The sequence below is a fragment of the Alteromonas sp. HB246098 genome (assembly GCF_054890645.1).
Genome location: NZ_JBTZUG010000002.1, coordinates 322844 through 336470, shown reverse-complemented (window position 1 = coordinate 336470; position 13627 = coordinate 322844). Strand labels below are relative to the sequence as shown.

Sequence of the window (13627 nt, the reverse complement as noted above, 5' to 3'; positions counted from 1 at the left end):
TGATTCTACACCACGGTAAAGATATTCAAGCAAAACTACGAATAGAATAATAAATAAAAAGGGCGTTTTAGGTCACACCTAAAACGCCCTTAAAAGGATGTATTAAATTATGAAGTACTAGTTTGGCGCGCGTACCGAGACTACTTCGCCATTTCTTGTTACAGCAATAATATTACCGTCAACATTCAGCGGTGCTGCGAAAATAGCATCGTCTTCATCGTCGCCGCCCACATCTAGTCGAGCCACTACTTCACCAGATTCTTGTTCTATCCAGTGTAGGAAGCCCCAATTATCACCCACTACAATATGTTCGCCCACCGGGGTCGCTGCAGTTAGCGAACGCTGTTTAAGCAGTCCTTGAGACCATAGCTCTACGCCATTTCGTCTATCAAGGGCATAAACATTAGAGTTATTGTCTACAACAAAAATACTGTTGCCATCGATATTCAGATTGCGGAATGATGCGTATTCACGCTTCCAAATAACCCGACCTGAACGAAGCTCTACAGCGGCCAATGTGCCGTTATAAGAAACGGTGTATATAGTTCCGCCATAAAGTACTGGAGTAGTATCAATATCGACAATACGCTCAAGTTCTGTCGCGCCAGAAGGCGTTCCAATTACTGTTTCCCAAGCGAGCACACCGGTTTCAATAAGGTTTACTTGAATTTTACCGGTCGGGGTACCCACGATAGCGCCGCCGTTTGAAGCAATGGGGCCTGAGATACCGCGAAGCGTTAATGGGGGCGTATCGCCCTCGTGTCTCCACATTCGCTCGCCAGTTCGGGTATTAAAACCAAACAAACTTCCAGCGCCTGTGTTGACCACGAGGATCCCTTCATCGGCAGCTGGGGCTGCAAGAATTTCTCCAGGTACCGTAGCTTCCCATACAAGCTCACCCGTTTCTGCGTCCATTGCCGCTATGTAACCATTTTCGGTACCTATGAATACATGTCTATCTGCAACAGAAATACCGCCAATACGCGCTGTTTCACCACTTTGCCATAGCTTGGTTATCGAACTCAACATGCCTTCAGAGCGAAACTGTGCGAAGTCTTTTTGCCACAACACCTTTCCTGTTTCTGGCTCCATCGCAACAACGGCGCCATGGCGATCAGCAGCAAAAAGCTTGTCGTAAGCGTATACAGGGCGTAGACGTGAGAAATAATGGTCAACGCCATCACCAATATCACGGTTCCACACTAATTCAGGAGTAAACTTAGCTTCAATCGGCTTTAAACGACGAATTTCTAGTTCTTCTTCATCTGCAAACCAGTCTGAAATAGTAGAGCAGCCAGACATTGTGATAGACACTGCCAATGCCATACCTATCGTGCGAGCAAATCGACCTTTACGGCCACACGTGTTGTGAAACAAATTGCGTACCTCTTTATTATTTACACCAGCCCAGTGGGCATCGCTTACTGTGCAGCAGAAACCGACAGGTTATCTAACTTCATTTGTAAAAGCGGATTGTTGGCATTTTTTTCTAACGCATTTGAATAAGCTAAACGAGCATCGTCAAACTTGCCTTGTTTTTGATACACGTCGCCTTTTAGTTCAGAAACCTCTGCTGCAAATGCGTCGTTAGTAACATTGCTAAGCGTAGACAACGCCGCATCAAGCTGGTTCATTTCAATTTGCACCCGAGATAAACGAAGCGACGCTAACACCTTCATTTCATCGTTTTCAGCAAAGGTAACCACGCTATTTAGATGCGAAGCAGCAGCGTCTAAATCGCCTGCTTCTACCGCTTGCTTAGCTGCAAGAAGACTGGCAATGCTAGCATAACCACTATCTTTATTTTCTTCGATGAAGGCCTTAACTTTTGCGTCACTTCCCTCGGTACCAAATGTTTCTACCGCATTTTGATACGCAACCGATGCAGCTTCTTTATTTTCAATTTGAGCTTCAGAATACGCTCTCCAGCCCCATAGGCCGCCTAAACCTAGCGCAGCGCCGACGATAATAGCTGTACCGTGCTCTTTCCAAAAACGCTTAATCGCTTCTACTTGTTGTTCTTCTGTTGCGAACTGTTCCATGATGTCCTCTATTTATTTTGCGCTCAGCATCTCTGCAACCTTATCAGATAAGGCATCAAAACTGACCGTAATTTGTTCTTGACCGTCGCGTAGGGGTTTAACACCCACTTCGCGAGACTGCATTTCATCATTACCTAAAAGCAGCGCTAAACGTGCGCCGGTTTTATCTGCACGTTTCAACTGTTTCTTAAAGTTTCCGCCGCCACAATGCATCATAATGCGAGTGTTAGGAAGGGTATTTCGAAGGTGTTCTGCCACTTCAATAGCATAAGACTGCGCTTCATTACCCATTGCCGTTACATATACGTCGGCGAAGCTCGTATCCTGACCTTCTTCGGTTAGTGTAGTCAGCAACAGTACCAAACGTTCGATACCCATAGCAAAGCCTACCGCAGGTGTAGCTTTACCGCCAAGCTGCTCTACTAAGCCATCGTAACGACCGCCAGCACATACTGTACCTTGTGCACCTAGGCTATCGGTAACCCATTCAAACACAGTACGGTTGTAATAATCTAACCCGCGTACTAAGCGAGGATTTATTTCGAACTCGATGCCTGCTTGGGTTAAGCGCGAACACAGCGTATCAAAGTGAGCTTTAGATTCTTCATCTAGGTGATCGATTAGCGCTGGCGCGTCAGCTATAGCGGCCTGAACGTCAGGGTTCTTTGAATCAAGTACACGAAGTGGATTAGTTTCAAGTCGACGCAGTGAATCTTCGTCGAGCTGGTCTGCACGCGCTTTTAAGAATTCAACCAGCGTATCGCGATATGCAGCGCGTGCTTCATTTGAACCTAACGTATTTATTTGAAGCTTTACATGCTTTTCGATACCAAACGCTTTCCAAAAACGTGCGCTAAGAAGAATAACTTCTAAATCGATGTCAGGGCCGTCCATGCCGTAGGTTTCTACACCAAACTGATGGAACTGGCGATAGCGACCTTTCTGTGGGCGTTCGTGTCTGAACATGGGCCCCATGTACCACAGGCGTTGCTGCTGGTTGTACAATAAACCATGTTCGTTACCCGCGCGCACGCAACTTGCCGTACCTTCTGGACGCAGCGTTAAACTGTCGCCATTTCTATCTTCGAAGGTATACATTTCTTTCTCAACGATATCGGTCACTTCTCCGATAGAACGTTTGAATAAGTCGGTGCTTTCAACGATGGGTGTGCGTATTTCTTGGTAACCATAACTCGCCACCGTTTGACGAAGTACAGATTCTACCTTCTGCCATGTACCGGAAATCTCCGGTAGGCAGTCATTCATGCCTCGAATTGCCTGAATAGTCTTAGCCACGTGAAATTCTCATACTGCTAAATAGTGAAAAGCCCCGCATTATAGGGGCTTTGGGAGTAAACAACAATGAACAAAAAATGCCTTAGTCTTTGACTGATACCTGAATTTTATTTTGTTCACTCATACGCGATGCCTTGGCGCGAATTTTAGCTTCTAGCTTATCGACCAAATCATCATTTGGAAGGCGCTCTTTTACGCGTTTTCCATCTTCGTAAAGACCGCTCATATTGCGCGCACCAGTAAGGCCTAGATCAGACACTTCGGCTTCGCCAGGACCATTAACCACGCAACCGATGATAGACACGTCCATTGGGGTAAGAATATCTTCTAATCGTTGCTCTAGCGCGTTTACGGTGCCGATAACGTCGAACTCTTGTCTAGAACAGCTTGGGCAAGCAATGAAATTGATTCCCCGTGAGCGGATACGCAGTGACTTTAATATATCGAAGCCTACTTTAATTTCTTCCACTGGATCGGCCGCTAACGAAACACGAAGTGTATCGCCAATACCTTCAGCTAAAAGCATACCTAGCCCAACCGCACTCTTAACCGCGCCGGCACGCTGGCCGCCAGCTTCGGTAATACCTAAGTGCAGAGGTTGATCTATTTTTTGCGCCAGCAAGCGATATGCGCCAACAGCAAGAAATACATCCGATGCTTTAACGCTTACTTTGAACTGGTCAAAATTGAGTTTATCTAAAATGTCCACATGGCGCATAGCCGACTCGACAAGGGCTTCTGGTGTGGGCTCGCCATACTTTTCTTGTAAATCTTTTTCTAAAGAACCGCCATTAACACCGATTCGGATAGGAATATTTTTATCTTTTGCGCAATCGACAACCGAACGTACACGCTCCATATTGCCAATATTACCTGGGTTTATCCGCAAACAATCTACGCCGTATTCAGCTACTTTAAGCGCAATGCGGTAGTCAAAATGAATGTCTGCAACAAGTGGTACACTTACCTGTTGCTTAATTTCTTTAAAGGCTTCAGCAGCTTCCATAGTGGGTACCGATACGCGAACAATTTCGCCGCCCACAGCAACAATACGGTTTATTTGATCGACAGTCGCAGCCACATCAGTGGTGCGGGTATTTGTCATAGATTGAACAGCAATGGGAGCACCATCACCAATAGGAACGTTACCTACATTAATACGCGTAGACTTTCGGCGCTTAATAGGGCTTTCTGCAAACATCTAATTACCTATAAAGGAAGTACAAAGCGAGCTGTTCTACCATTTTGATATGGAGAAATATCAACAGCCTCGCCGTTAACTGATATGCGCACATTATCCGGTGCGCCGAGCGTAACTTCAACAGGCGGAACGCCTTCAATCTCCATTACACGCCCTTTTTGCTTTACACCGTAGGCGATCGCTTCGCCCGAGGCGTCTTTAATATTAACCCAACAGTCATCGTCAAAGGTAAAAACCATTGAGATAGGCGAAGCTTCAGTTTGAGTGTTAAGAGCGGTATCAGCTAATGTTTCATTATCGCTACCTGCCGCCTTTACGAGTGCAGTAATATTGTTACTGCTATCAACTGCACTGTCAGGAGCAGAAATGGCACCATCGTCAAGGTCGCCATTTTGGTTAAGACCATTATCCTGCCCATTTACATCGCTGTTTGCGCCTGCCAATTCAGCGTCATCAGAGCCTGTATTTGAGACATTATTGATTTGAGATGAGCCTTTCTCTGAACTTCCCGTTGATAGTGTTTTAGCCGACTCACCTTGTAAAGTTTCAGCACCGCCTAAATTTCCATTTGCTGTTCTGGCATTTGAAGAAATTGGCGTGTTTGCCGCCTCTCTCTTTACGGCCTCATTTAAGGGCAGTTCAGCAACGGTGTCGTCGCTTGGCTGTTGATACCACCACACGACAACGCCAGCAATGATGAGAAGTAAAATCGCATAGGTAACCATCATCCAGCGGTCATCGTGTGTCTGTTTTGCGACACGTTTTGAAAAACTCTGTAGTTTTTCCGATGAAGGTACTGATGTTTGGTTGTGGAAGCGTTCAAATGCCTCAATAACCTCATGGGAGTTCATTCCCAATTGTTTGGCATAATTTCTTACGTAGCCTTTAGTAAAGGTAACTGACGAGTTCTCATCAATTACATCACTTTCTAAATCATTGATTTGTTTAGCCTTTAGAAACAACTTATCGGCAATATCTTGCTGAGACAAACCTAGCTTTTCGCGACGTGCTTTAAGCATTGCCCCTGGACTTGGCGTATTTTCTTGTTGTTGCGAAGTAACTTCTTGATTCGCGTTTTCTTCTGACACCATTAAACCTTATTCCTCCTGCATACCTGGTGGTACTAACCAAAGCGTCTGACCAGCAATAATAGCGCCAGTATTTTCAAGGTTATTCCACGCTTGCAGTGTTGCCATTTTGATATTGTGCAATAAAGAAATACGATATAAGTTTTCACCCTCTTTTACTACATGGAATTTGTCGTCAGGCGCAGATAATTCAGTATTTTGCTCTGTATCTTCGGCTTCTACCATGGCAACCTGCTTTTGCTTACCACTTAGGGTGTCGCTTGATTGTTCAACCCCGGTTGTATTAGAAGCCAACGGCTCACTTGCACTTTCGCCAGTTTGCTTTTGAACGGCTTTTTCAGATTCTTGCTCAACAACGGGTTGTACTGCCTTTTTCTCAGGAGAAGAAGCCTTGGATTTTATTACGACTTTCTTTTGAAGCGAGTCGCGCTGAACCAAATATCGCTTCGTAAGTTCACTTTCAGGGAACAGAGAAAGCAACATATCGCCATACCCTTTCGCCTTTTCCAAATCTTTCTTGCCTTTAGCTATTTCATAAGCCAGCCACAATGAATCCGGTGTAACCTTGGCAACACGTTGGTATTTTTGAAGTGTTATTTCGGCTAGGTCCCACTGCTCTGACACTGTATACAGTTCACTTAACAAGAATAGACTCTTACCTCGTGCTGGTTGGTGCTGTAAAGCGTCCTTGAAGTAGCCGATTGCTTGATCAAGTTTCCCTTGGCTTTGCGCGCACAAGGCTAGGTTTTCGTATGTTTGCGCCGCGTTTGCGTAAAGACGGTTGTTAATTGCCTTAAAGAAATAAGCCTTGGCTTTATCGTATTCGCCATTTTGGCACTTAAACGCACCATAGCTATTGGCAATATCCCCATCGTCAGGCGCTAGTTCAATGGCAGTTTTGTAATACTCTTCTGCTCGCAGGTTATCGCCTACCAACTGGTAGTAATACGCCATAGCGTACTGAACATCTGCAGAGTGAGGGTCAAACGCAAGCGCCTTGTCGAGGTTCTTTTTCGCCTGCGTGTAATTATTATTTTGGAGGTAAGTAAGGCCAAGAGACATCCGCGTCCTGGCGGCTTCTTCGTGGTCAAAGTCACCACCATACATGCCTGGTTGGCTGTTGCTAACACAGCCAGCAGTAAGTATTACCGCGCTTAATAATCCAATTCTAAGTGAAGTTCGCAATCCTGCAATCATAGTCTTACCCTATTATCTTAATGATTATTGGGCCATTTTTACTGAAATTGCTTCGCCCTTCACCTGTTTTTTTAACAATCTTTTCGTTCTGTCTACTACATCGCCCACTAATTGACCGCACGCCGCGTCAATATCATCGCCTCGGGTTTTACGTACAACAGTGGTAAACCCATAATCCATAAGCACTTTTGAGAATCTGTCGATACGTGAGTTGCTAGAACAAGTGTATGGCGAACCTGGGTATGGGTTAAAAGGTATTAAATTTATCTTACTAGGGGTATCTTTTAATACCTTAGCCAGCTGATGTGCCTGCTCAGTGCTGTCATTGATATTCGATAGCATTACATACTCAACGGTTACGCGACCTTGATTAGCTTTAGATTTAGCTAGGTAGCGGCGTACCCCTGCTAAGAATGCTTCGATATTGTATTTCTTATTAACCGGTACAATTTCATTACGCAGTTCGTCGGTGGGCGCGTGAAGCGAGATAGCAAGTGCTACATCAATCTGATCGCCCAGCATATCAAGTGCAGGTACAACACCAGAAGTACTTAGCGTAACGCGGCGCTTAGATAGACCGAAACCAAAATCATCTAGCATAATGTCCATGGCCGGCACTACGTTTTTAAGATTAAGCAGCGGCTCACCCATGCCCATCATCACTACATTGGTGATTGGGCGTTTGCTTGAGTCTTTAGAAAGACCAAGGAAGGTAGCTACGCGCCATACCTGACCAATAATTTCGCTCACACTTAGATTACGGTTGAACCCCTGTTGCGCCGTTGAACAGAAGGTACACTCTAGTGCACAACCCACTTGTGACGATACACATAACGTCGCCCGATCAGTTTCGGGGATCCAAACAGACTCAACTTCCTGACCACCTTCAAGGGTAAGTGCGAACTTAATAGTACCGTCGCTCGCTTCTTGGAAGTAAGCAATTTCAGGAGCTTTAATCTCGCAATTTTCAATCAGCATCGCGCGAAGGTTTTTATTGAGGTTACTCATTTCCTCGAAATCGCTGACGCCGTGCTGGTAAATCCATTTCATTACCTGGTCGGCACGAAATGGTTTCTCGCCCATTTCCTTGAAGAAATTGCGCAAGCCTTCGCGATTTAAGTTTAATAAGTTAGTTTTTGCCATGAATAAGATGACCCTTTTACCTTCGAGGGATGCCCCTCTAACTGCTGAATATGGTGTAAAAACCAGCGAATCGTTTATGCCTTGACCGGCATTAAAGAAAAAGAAATACGCTGATTAAAATTTGTGCGGATTTTACCACAGATGAGATATGAGAAAAAGTCGATTTAACGCAGAGAAACGTTAAGTTTGGTAATGCGCGAGAAACGTGGTTTAGCTTGCCTGAATGAGCCCCGAGAAAAGCAGCATAAAGCATGCTCAAAAAAAAAACGGGGCCCTTTTGGCCCCATTCTTTCTACCTACGTAATCTTAGCGAGTACGTGGGCAGATTTCTTCTTCAGAGAAGAAGTAAGCAATTTCACGTGCTGCTGACTCAGGCGCGTCAGAACCGTGAACTGCGTTTTCGTCGATTGACGCAGCGTAGTCTGAACGCAGTGTACCTGCAGCTGCATCAGCTGGGTTAGTTGCGCCCATGATTTCACGGTTAGCTAGAACAGCGTTTTCGCCTTCTAGTACTTGAACCATAACTGGACCAGACGTCATGAAGTCTACAAGTGCGCCGAAGAAAGGACGCTCTTTGTGTTCTGCATAGAAGCCTTCTGCTTGCTCTTTGCTCATGTGGATCATCTTAGATGCCACAATGCGAAGACCTGCAGATTCGAAACGGTTGTAAATTGCACCGATTACGTTTTTAGCTACCGCATCAGGCTTGATAATCGAAAAAGTACGCTCAAGAGCCATGTTCTCTCTCCAAACAAATAGTGTATGTATCTTTAAATTTTGGCCGCGAATTATAGGCAATTAATAACGGCTTGACCAGCGCCTTTTTAAATCAGGCGTAACGTATTGTTTTTACTTGTAATGTAGTGCCAGATTAACCCAATAGCTATGACAATATGATGACAATGTATACATTATTGTGCGAAGGCAGATATTTTAAAGCAATAATATCTGCACTCACTGTGGATGCTATCGGAGGTTAACGTGAAGTTGGATTAACTGACCCAACGATAAGGCTTTAGGCGTTAGCTTTTGCAAGCTCTTGAATTTTACCCACTATAGCGCGTAAACCATTGCCTCGGGTTGGGGTGATATGACGCTCGAGATCCAACGCTTCAAAATAGCCGTCGATATCAAACGCTAAGATATCCTTTGGCGTTTTGTCATTATAGGCGGCAAGTACTAGCGCTAGTAACCCTTGAACAATAACGGCATCGCTGTCAACATCAAAATTGATTTTAGCACCGTCGTAAGACTCTACCAACCACACGCTACTTTGGCATCCCTTTACTAGACGTTCAGGCGTCTTAGCATCTTCTGGTAAACCCGGAATAGATTTTCCTAAGTCAATGATGTACTGATAACGCTGTTCCCAATCGTCGAAGAACGCTAAATCATCAATAATTTCGTCACTGCTAGGTAGTTGCATTGAAATTTCCGTAATTGTGTAAAAAGAATTATAGGTAGGCGGTATATCAACCGCTTAAAAGAACAAACCCGCTTCAAGCTGTGCTTCTTCACTCATCATGTCTCGTGACCAAGCTGGGTCGAAAACCAACTCCACGTTCACGTTTTTAACATGAGGCACCATAGCTACGCGATATTCAACATCACCTACTAAAACTGGACCCATGCCACAGCCCGGTGCTGTAAGTGTCATATCGATATTTACGGCACCAGATGCTTGGTCAATATCCACCTTATAGATAAGGCCGAGCGATACAAGGTTAATTGGAATTTCTGGGTCATAGATAGTTTCTAAAGCATCCCACACTTGCTGCTCACTGATGTTCCCATCCTCGGGAGCGTCAAAGCTTAGCGTCATGGCTTTACGGCCAATTGCACCAGCGTCGGTACCGTCAATACGGTACATATTACCACGCCAGGTTACGGTGTAATTACCACCTAGCTCTTGCGTGATATTAACAAACTCACCTTCGGGTATAACGGTGGGATTGCCTGCAGGAACCAAACGTGCCTTACATTCACGCTCGGTGGTCACCATTTTTTGCTTCATAAACGACTTTGTACTCTTGGTAATACTGGTTGTGGGGGATGTACGCAGGCGTTAGCCCACGTTGAAGCTTTCGCCGCACCCACATTCATCAACCACGTTAGGGTTGTTGTACTTGATGATGCCATTCACACCTTCAGTCACGTAATCAATTTCTGTATTACGCAAAAGGTCTGTTGCATCAGCTGCGACAGCCACATTTACAATAGGAGAAATCTCTACAATTTCATCCCCTGCTTGTGCGCCATCAGCGAAATCAAGCACGTAAGCATAACCCGTGCAGCCGCTTACTTTGGTTGATAAACGAATTAACTGACCAGGCTTGTCTTTAAGCTTACTTTCGAAATGCTTAACGGCACTGTCAGTTAGCGTAATGAGCTTTGTACTAGGTACGAAAGTTTCAACACTCATAATGCCTCCTTAGGCCAACATCATTTTTGCTTTCTTAAGCGCAGCGAATAAGCTGTCTACTTCTTCAAGCGTATTGTAAATTGAGAACGACGCACGGGCGGTGCCCGGAATACCAAAGCGTTTCATTAACGGCTGTGCACAGTTATCGCCGGTACGAATTGCAACGCCTTGCCTATCCAGAATAAAGCCAACGTCTGCGGGGTGAGCGCCATCAAGTAAGAAGCTGAGCACCCCTACTTTTTTAGGAGCAGTACCGATGATACGCATGCCGTCAAGCGCTTCTGCTTGCTCGGTAGCGTAGGCAAGTAGCTTCTGCTCATGCGCGTGCAGCGCATTAATATCAAGGGCACTAAACCAATCTACTGCTGCACCCATACCTATGGCGCCAGCAATGTTAGGCGTGCCAGCTTCTAAGCGGTTTGGTAATGCACCCCATGTAGCTTCATGGTAAGTCACATCTTTGATCATCTCACCGCCTACCTGCCATACTGGCCAGGTTTCAAGCACTTCTTTTTTGCCCCACAAGCAACCTATGCCCGTTGGACCGAAAAGTTTGTGCCCTGAAAATGCGTAAAAGTCACAACCAATATCTTGTACGTCAACGCCGCCGTGGGCAATGCCCTGAGCGCCATCTACTAATACCCATGCGCCAACTGCTTTCGCTTTTTGAGTAAGTGCCTTAATTGGGTTAACTGTACCTAACGCATTCGATACATGGGGAAAAGCCACCAGCTTAGTGTTTTTAGATAGCAACCTGTCAAATGCTTCAACATCAAGCTCACCACTATCGAAAATAGGCACAACGTTTAACGTTGCTCCCGAGCGGCGGCAAGCTTGCTGCCAAGTAACTAAGTTAGCGTGGTGCTCCAGCTCGGTCACCATCACTTCATCGCCTTCAGCAAGTAGCTGACTTAAACCATTAGCGACGATATTAATAGCTTCAGTGGTACCGGCAGTCCAAATGACTTCTTCGCGAACGTTAGCGTTAATAAACGTAGCAACGCTGGTACGTGCATTTTCGTAGCGGCGCGTGGCTTCATCTGATAAATGATGCGCTCCGCGGTGCACGTTTGCGTTCGTACCCGTGTAAAAATCTACCAAGGCATCGATCACCGCCTGTGGTTTTTGTGTTGTTGCCGCGTTATCGAGGTATACCAGCGGTTTGCCGTCTACCGTTTTCGATAAAATAGGAAACTGGGCACGAAGTGCTGCAACGTCTAAACTCATTTCACCTCCATCTGGGCGAAACGCTCGCTTAAGATAGGCGCAAGCCACTCACGTACCGCTACGTTTGGCACATCGTTAATAAGCTCTTGAATGAAACCGAAGTTCAGCATAACCAGTGCTTTACTACGCGGAATACCACGAGTAAGCATGTAGTATAGGGCTTCTTCTTCAATCTCTGCCACCGTCGCACCATGAGCACATTTTACGTCATCGGCGTAAATCTCTAGCTCAGGCTTAGTATTAATAACGCCTCGGCGAGATAGCAATAGATTGCGGTTGTTAAGCTCAGCGAGTGTTTTTTGTGCGTCGCGATGAATATGAATACGACCGTTAAATACCGCCCGGGCCTTATCGCCAACTATACCGCGCGCGTTTTCTTCTGTTGTACCATTTGGCATAGCGTGCTCAATGGTTGAGTGAAGGTCAAATAGCTCGCCTTCTGCCAGAAGATAAATAGCGTTCATTTTCGCGTCAGCAAATTCACCAGCATGGTGAATATCTACGTCTAAACGAGATAGCTCACTACCGTAGCCCACCATAGTGCTGTTAAGCGTAGTGCGGTTATGCAGTTTAAAGTGACTACCGCCTAGTTGCTTGGCTTTGCCAGTAAACATGGCAAAACGATAGTGCTCTAGGTGAGCATCATCCGCCAAATCATATTCAGCAAACGCAGTGGTTAGGCTTTCAGTATCACCGAAACCTTGCTCAATAACAGTCGCGCTTGCGCCTTCTGCTACTTTCACTACTACACGCGTATGAGCGTCGACATTTTGTGAAGCCATGTTCACGATGCGAATTGGCGTGTCGATTTTTACGCCGGCTTCAACACTAATAAATATACCGTGTTGGCAAAGCGCGTCATTAACCAAACCAAACATATGACGGGTTGGCTTAACTTGACCGTAAACACTGCTAATAGCTTGCTGCGTAGCTGTATCGTCGGTATTGAGCGACGTAATTGTCATGCCAACAGGCACGTTCAAGGTGTTTACTTGCGTTACCAATACACCATCAACGAAAATCAAGTCGATAGCATTCAGGTTTTCTATTGCTGGAACTGGCAGGCTGTCTGCTTGGACAGCTTGTTTCGCTTCACGCTTTTCTACAGGCGTGAGCGGCGTAAAACGCCAGCTCTCGCTTCTGCGCGCTGGCCAGCCGTCAGCTTTTAACTGTGTTAAGGCCTGTTGACGCACGGGCGATAAATAATCGTCGCGCTGTGCGCTATCAATGACCTGTTCTAGCCATTGACTCATGCCTCAGCCTCCTCGTACGCTTTACCTAAAAATGCATAACCGCTCTTCTCTACTTCTAGTGCAAGTGAAGCGTCGCCGCTTTTCACGATTTTGCCGTCAGCAAGAATGTGCACAAAGTCAGGCTTAATGTAATCAAGAAGACGCTGATAGTGGGTTACAACGATGAAGCTGCGCTCACCGTCGCGCTGGCTGTTAACGCCATCTGCAACAACCTGTAACGCGTCAACGTCAAGGCCTGAATCAGATTCATCTAGAATGCAAAGCTTTGGCTCTAGCAAAATCATTTGCATGATTTCGTTACGCTTCTTCTCTCCACCAGAGAAACCTTCGTTCACACCACGCTTTAGGAAGTCTAGTGGAAGCTGAACTTGCTTACAGGCTTCTTTAGCTTTTTTAAGAAACTCAGCAGCCGATAGAGGCTCTTCGCCACGCTCTTCGCGCATAGCGTTTACCGACTCTTTCATGAATTCCATATTGCTAACGCCAGGAATTTCTACTGGATATTGGAATGCAAGGAAAAGGCCTTCGCGGGCACGTTCTTCTACTTCAAGTTCAAGTAGGTCTTTGCCATTAAGCTTGGCTTCGCCTTCGCTTACTTCATAACCGTCACGGCCAGATAGTACGTAACCTAGTGTACTTTTACCGGCTCCGTTGGGACCCATGATAGCGTGTACTTCACCAGGTTTAACTTCAAGGTTAAGACCCTTAATGATGTTTTTCTCTTCCACGCTGGCATGTAAATTCTTGATACTAAGCAT

Annotated in this window: 14 protein-coding genes; all 14 read right to left on the bottom strand. The window is 45.7% G+C overall.

Translation table 11 applies throughout. The features are described 5' to 3' along the window. Window positions 1-117: 117 nt before the first annotated feature. Entirely contained in the window at window positions 118-1377 is a 1260-nt protein-coding gene (gene bamB, locus ACYTPF_RS07345; protein WP_461851745.1) for an outer membrane protein assembly factor BamB, read from the bottom strand. A 44-nt stretch (window positions 1378-1421) separates the two neighbouring features. Beyond that, complete coding sequence (locus tag ACYTPF_RS07340; RefSeq protein ID WP_461851744.1) at window positions 1422-2042, bottom strand: YfgM family protein; 621 nt, start codon at window positions 2040-2042, stop codon at window positions 1422-1424. A gap of 12 nt (window positions 2043-2054) precedes the next feature. Further along, entirely contained in the window at window positions 2055-3338 is a 1284-nt protein-coding gene (gene hisS / locus ACYTPF_RS07335; protein ID WP_461851743.1) for a histidine--tRNA ligase, read from the bottom strand. Window positions 3339-3420: 82 nt separating this feature from the next. Then, on the bottom strand, window positions 3421-4539 hold the full coding sequence (gene ispG, locus ACYTPF_RS07330) for a flavodoxin-dependent (E)-4-hydroxy-3-methylbut-2-enyl-diphosphate synthase (RefSeq protein ID WP_461851742.1): 1119 nt from the start codon (window positions 4537-4539) through the stop codon (window positions 3421-3423). A gap of 8 nt (window positions 4540-4547) precedes the next feature. Further along, the gene (locus tag ACYTPF_RS07325; protein ID WP_461851741.1) at window positions 4548-5630 is read right to left on the bottom strand and encodes a RodZ domain-containing protein; all 1083 of its coding nucleotides are present in this window, start codon (window positions 5628-5630) and stop codon (window positions 4548-4550) included. A 6-nt stretch (window positions 5631-5636) separates the two neighbouring features. Beyond that, window positions 5637-6824: a type IV pilus biogenesis/stability protein PilW gene (pilW, locus tag ACYTPF_RS07320; protein WP_461851740.1), complete on the bottom strand. Its 1188-nt coding sequence runs from the start codon at window positions 6822-6824 to the stop codon at window positions 5637-5639. Window positions 6825-6848: 24 nt separating this feature from the next. Next, a complete protein-coding gene (gene rlmN / locus ACYTPF_RS07315) occupies window positions 6849-7967 on the bottom strand; it encodes a dual-specificity RNA methyltransferase RlmN (RefSeq protein ID WP_179984055.1) in 1119 nt (372 codons plus the stop codon). A 306-nt stretch (window positions 7968-8273) separates the two neighbouring features. Further along, on the bottom strand, window positions 8274-8705 hold the full coding sequence (gene ndk, locus ACYTPF_RS07310; RefSeq protein ID WP_012519000.1) for a nucleoside-diphosphate kinase: 432 nt from the start codon (window positions 8703-8705) through the stop codon (window positions 8274-8276). Window positions 8706-8982: 277 nt separating this feature from the next. After that, window positions 8983-9393, bottom strand: a complete 411-nt coding sequence (locus ACYTPF_RS07305; RefSeq protein WP_461851739.1) for a SufE family protein — start codon at window positions 9391-9393, stop codon at window positions 8983-8985. 54 nt (window positions 9394-9447) lie between these two features. Further along, entirely contained in the window at window positions 9448-9981 is a 534-nt protein-coding gene (gene sufT / locus ACYTPF_RS07300) for a putative Fe-S cluster assembly protein SufT (RefSeq protein ID WP_179984056.1), read from the bottom strand. Between the two features lie 51 nt (window positions 9982-10032). Then, entirely contained in the window at window positions 10033-10389 is a 357-nt protein-coding gene (locus tag ACYTPF_RS07295) for a HesB/IscA family protein (protein ID WP_025255915.1), read from the bottom strand. Window positions 10390-10398: 9 nt separating this feature from the next. Then, window positions 10399-11616, bottom strand: a complete 1218-nt coding sequence (locus tag ACYTPF_RS07290; protein ID WP_461851738.1) for an aminotransferase class V-fold PLP-dependent enzyme — start codon at window positions 11614-11616, stop codon at window positions 10399-10401. After that, on the bottom strand, window positions 11613-12869 hold the full coding sequence (sufD, locus tag ACYTPF_RS07285) for a Fe-S cluster assembly protein SufD (protein WP_461851737.1): 1257 nt from the start codon (window positions 12867-12869) through the stop codon (window positions 11613-11615). The genes ACYTPF_RS07290 and sufD overlap by 4 nt, the downstream gene beginning before the upstream one ends. Continuing rightward, a complete protein-coding gene (gene sufC / locus ACYTPF_RS07280) occupies window positions 12866-13627 on the bottom strand; it encodes a Fe-S cluster assembly ATPase SufC (RefSeq protein ID WP_179984059.1) in 762 nt (253 codons plus the stop codon). The genes sufD and sufC overlap by 4 nt, the downstream gene beginning before the upstream one ends.

Excerpts from the sequence above, each read along its gene's own strand:
- sufT (WP_179984056.1), bottom strand. The coding sequence starts at position 9,981 with ATGAAGCAAAAAATGGTGACCACCGAGCGTGAATGTAAGGCACGTTTG.
- sufC (WP_179984059.1), bottom strand. The coding sequence starts at position 13,627 with ATGCTTAGTATCAAGAATTTACATGCCAGCGTGGAAGAGAAAAACATC.
- ACYTPF_RS07290 (WP_461851738.1), bottom strand. The coding sequence starts at position 11,616 with ATGAGTTTAGACGTTGCAGCACTTCGTGCCCAGTTTCCTATTTTATCG.
- sufD (WP_461851737.1), bottom strand. The coding sequence starts at position 12,869 with ATGAGTCAATGGCTAGAACAGGTCATTGATAGCGCACAGCGCGACGAT.
- ACYTPF_RS07340 (WP_461851744.1), bottom strand. The coding sequence starts at position 2,042 with ATGGAACAGTTCGCAACAGAAGAACAACAAGTAGAAGCGATTAAGCGT.
- ACYTPF_RS07295 (WP_025255915.1), bottom strand. The coding sequence starts at position 10,389 with ATGAGTGTTGAAACTTTCGTACCTAGTACAAAGCTCATTACGCTAACT.
- rlmN (WP_179984055.1), bottom strand. The coding sequence starts at position 7,967 with ATGGCAAAAACTAACTTATTAAACTTAAATCGCGAAGGCTTGCGCAAT.
- pilW (WP_461851740.1), bottom strand. The coding sequence starts at position 6,824 with ATGATTGCAGGATTGCGAACTTCACTTAGAATTGGATTATTAAGCGCG.
- ACYTPF_RS07325 (WP_461851741.1), bottom strand. The coding sequence starts at position 5,630 with ATGGTGTCAGAAGAAAACGCGAATCAAGAAGTTACTTCGCAACAACAA.
- ispG (WP_461851742.1), bottom strand. The coding sequence starts at position 4,539 with ATGTTTGCAGAAAGCCCTATTAAGCGCCGAAAGTCTACGCGTATTAAT.
- ACYTPF_RS07305 (WP_461851739.1), bottom strand. The coding sequence starts at position 9,393 with ATGCAACTACCTAGCAGTGACGAAATTATTGATGATTTAGCGTTCTTC.
- ndk (WP_012519000.1), bottom strand. The coding sequence starts at position 8,705 with ATGGCTCTTGAGCGTACTTTTTCGATTATCAAGCCTGATGCGGTAGCT.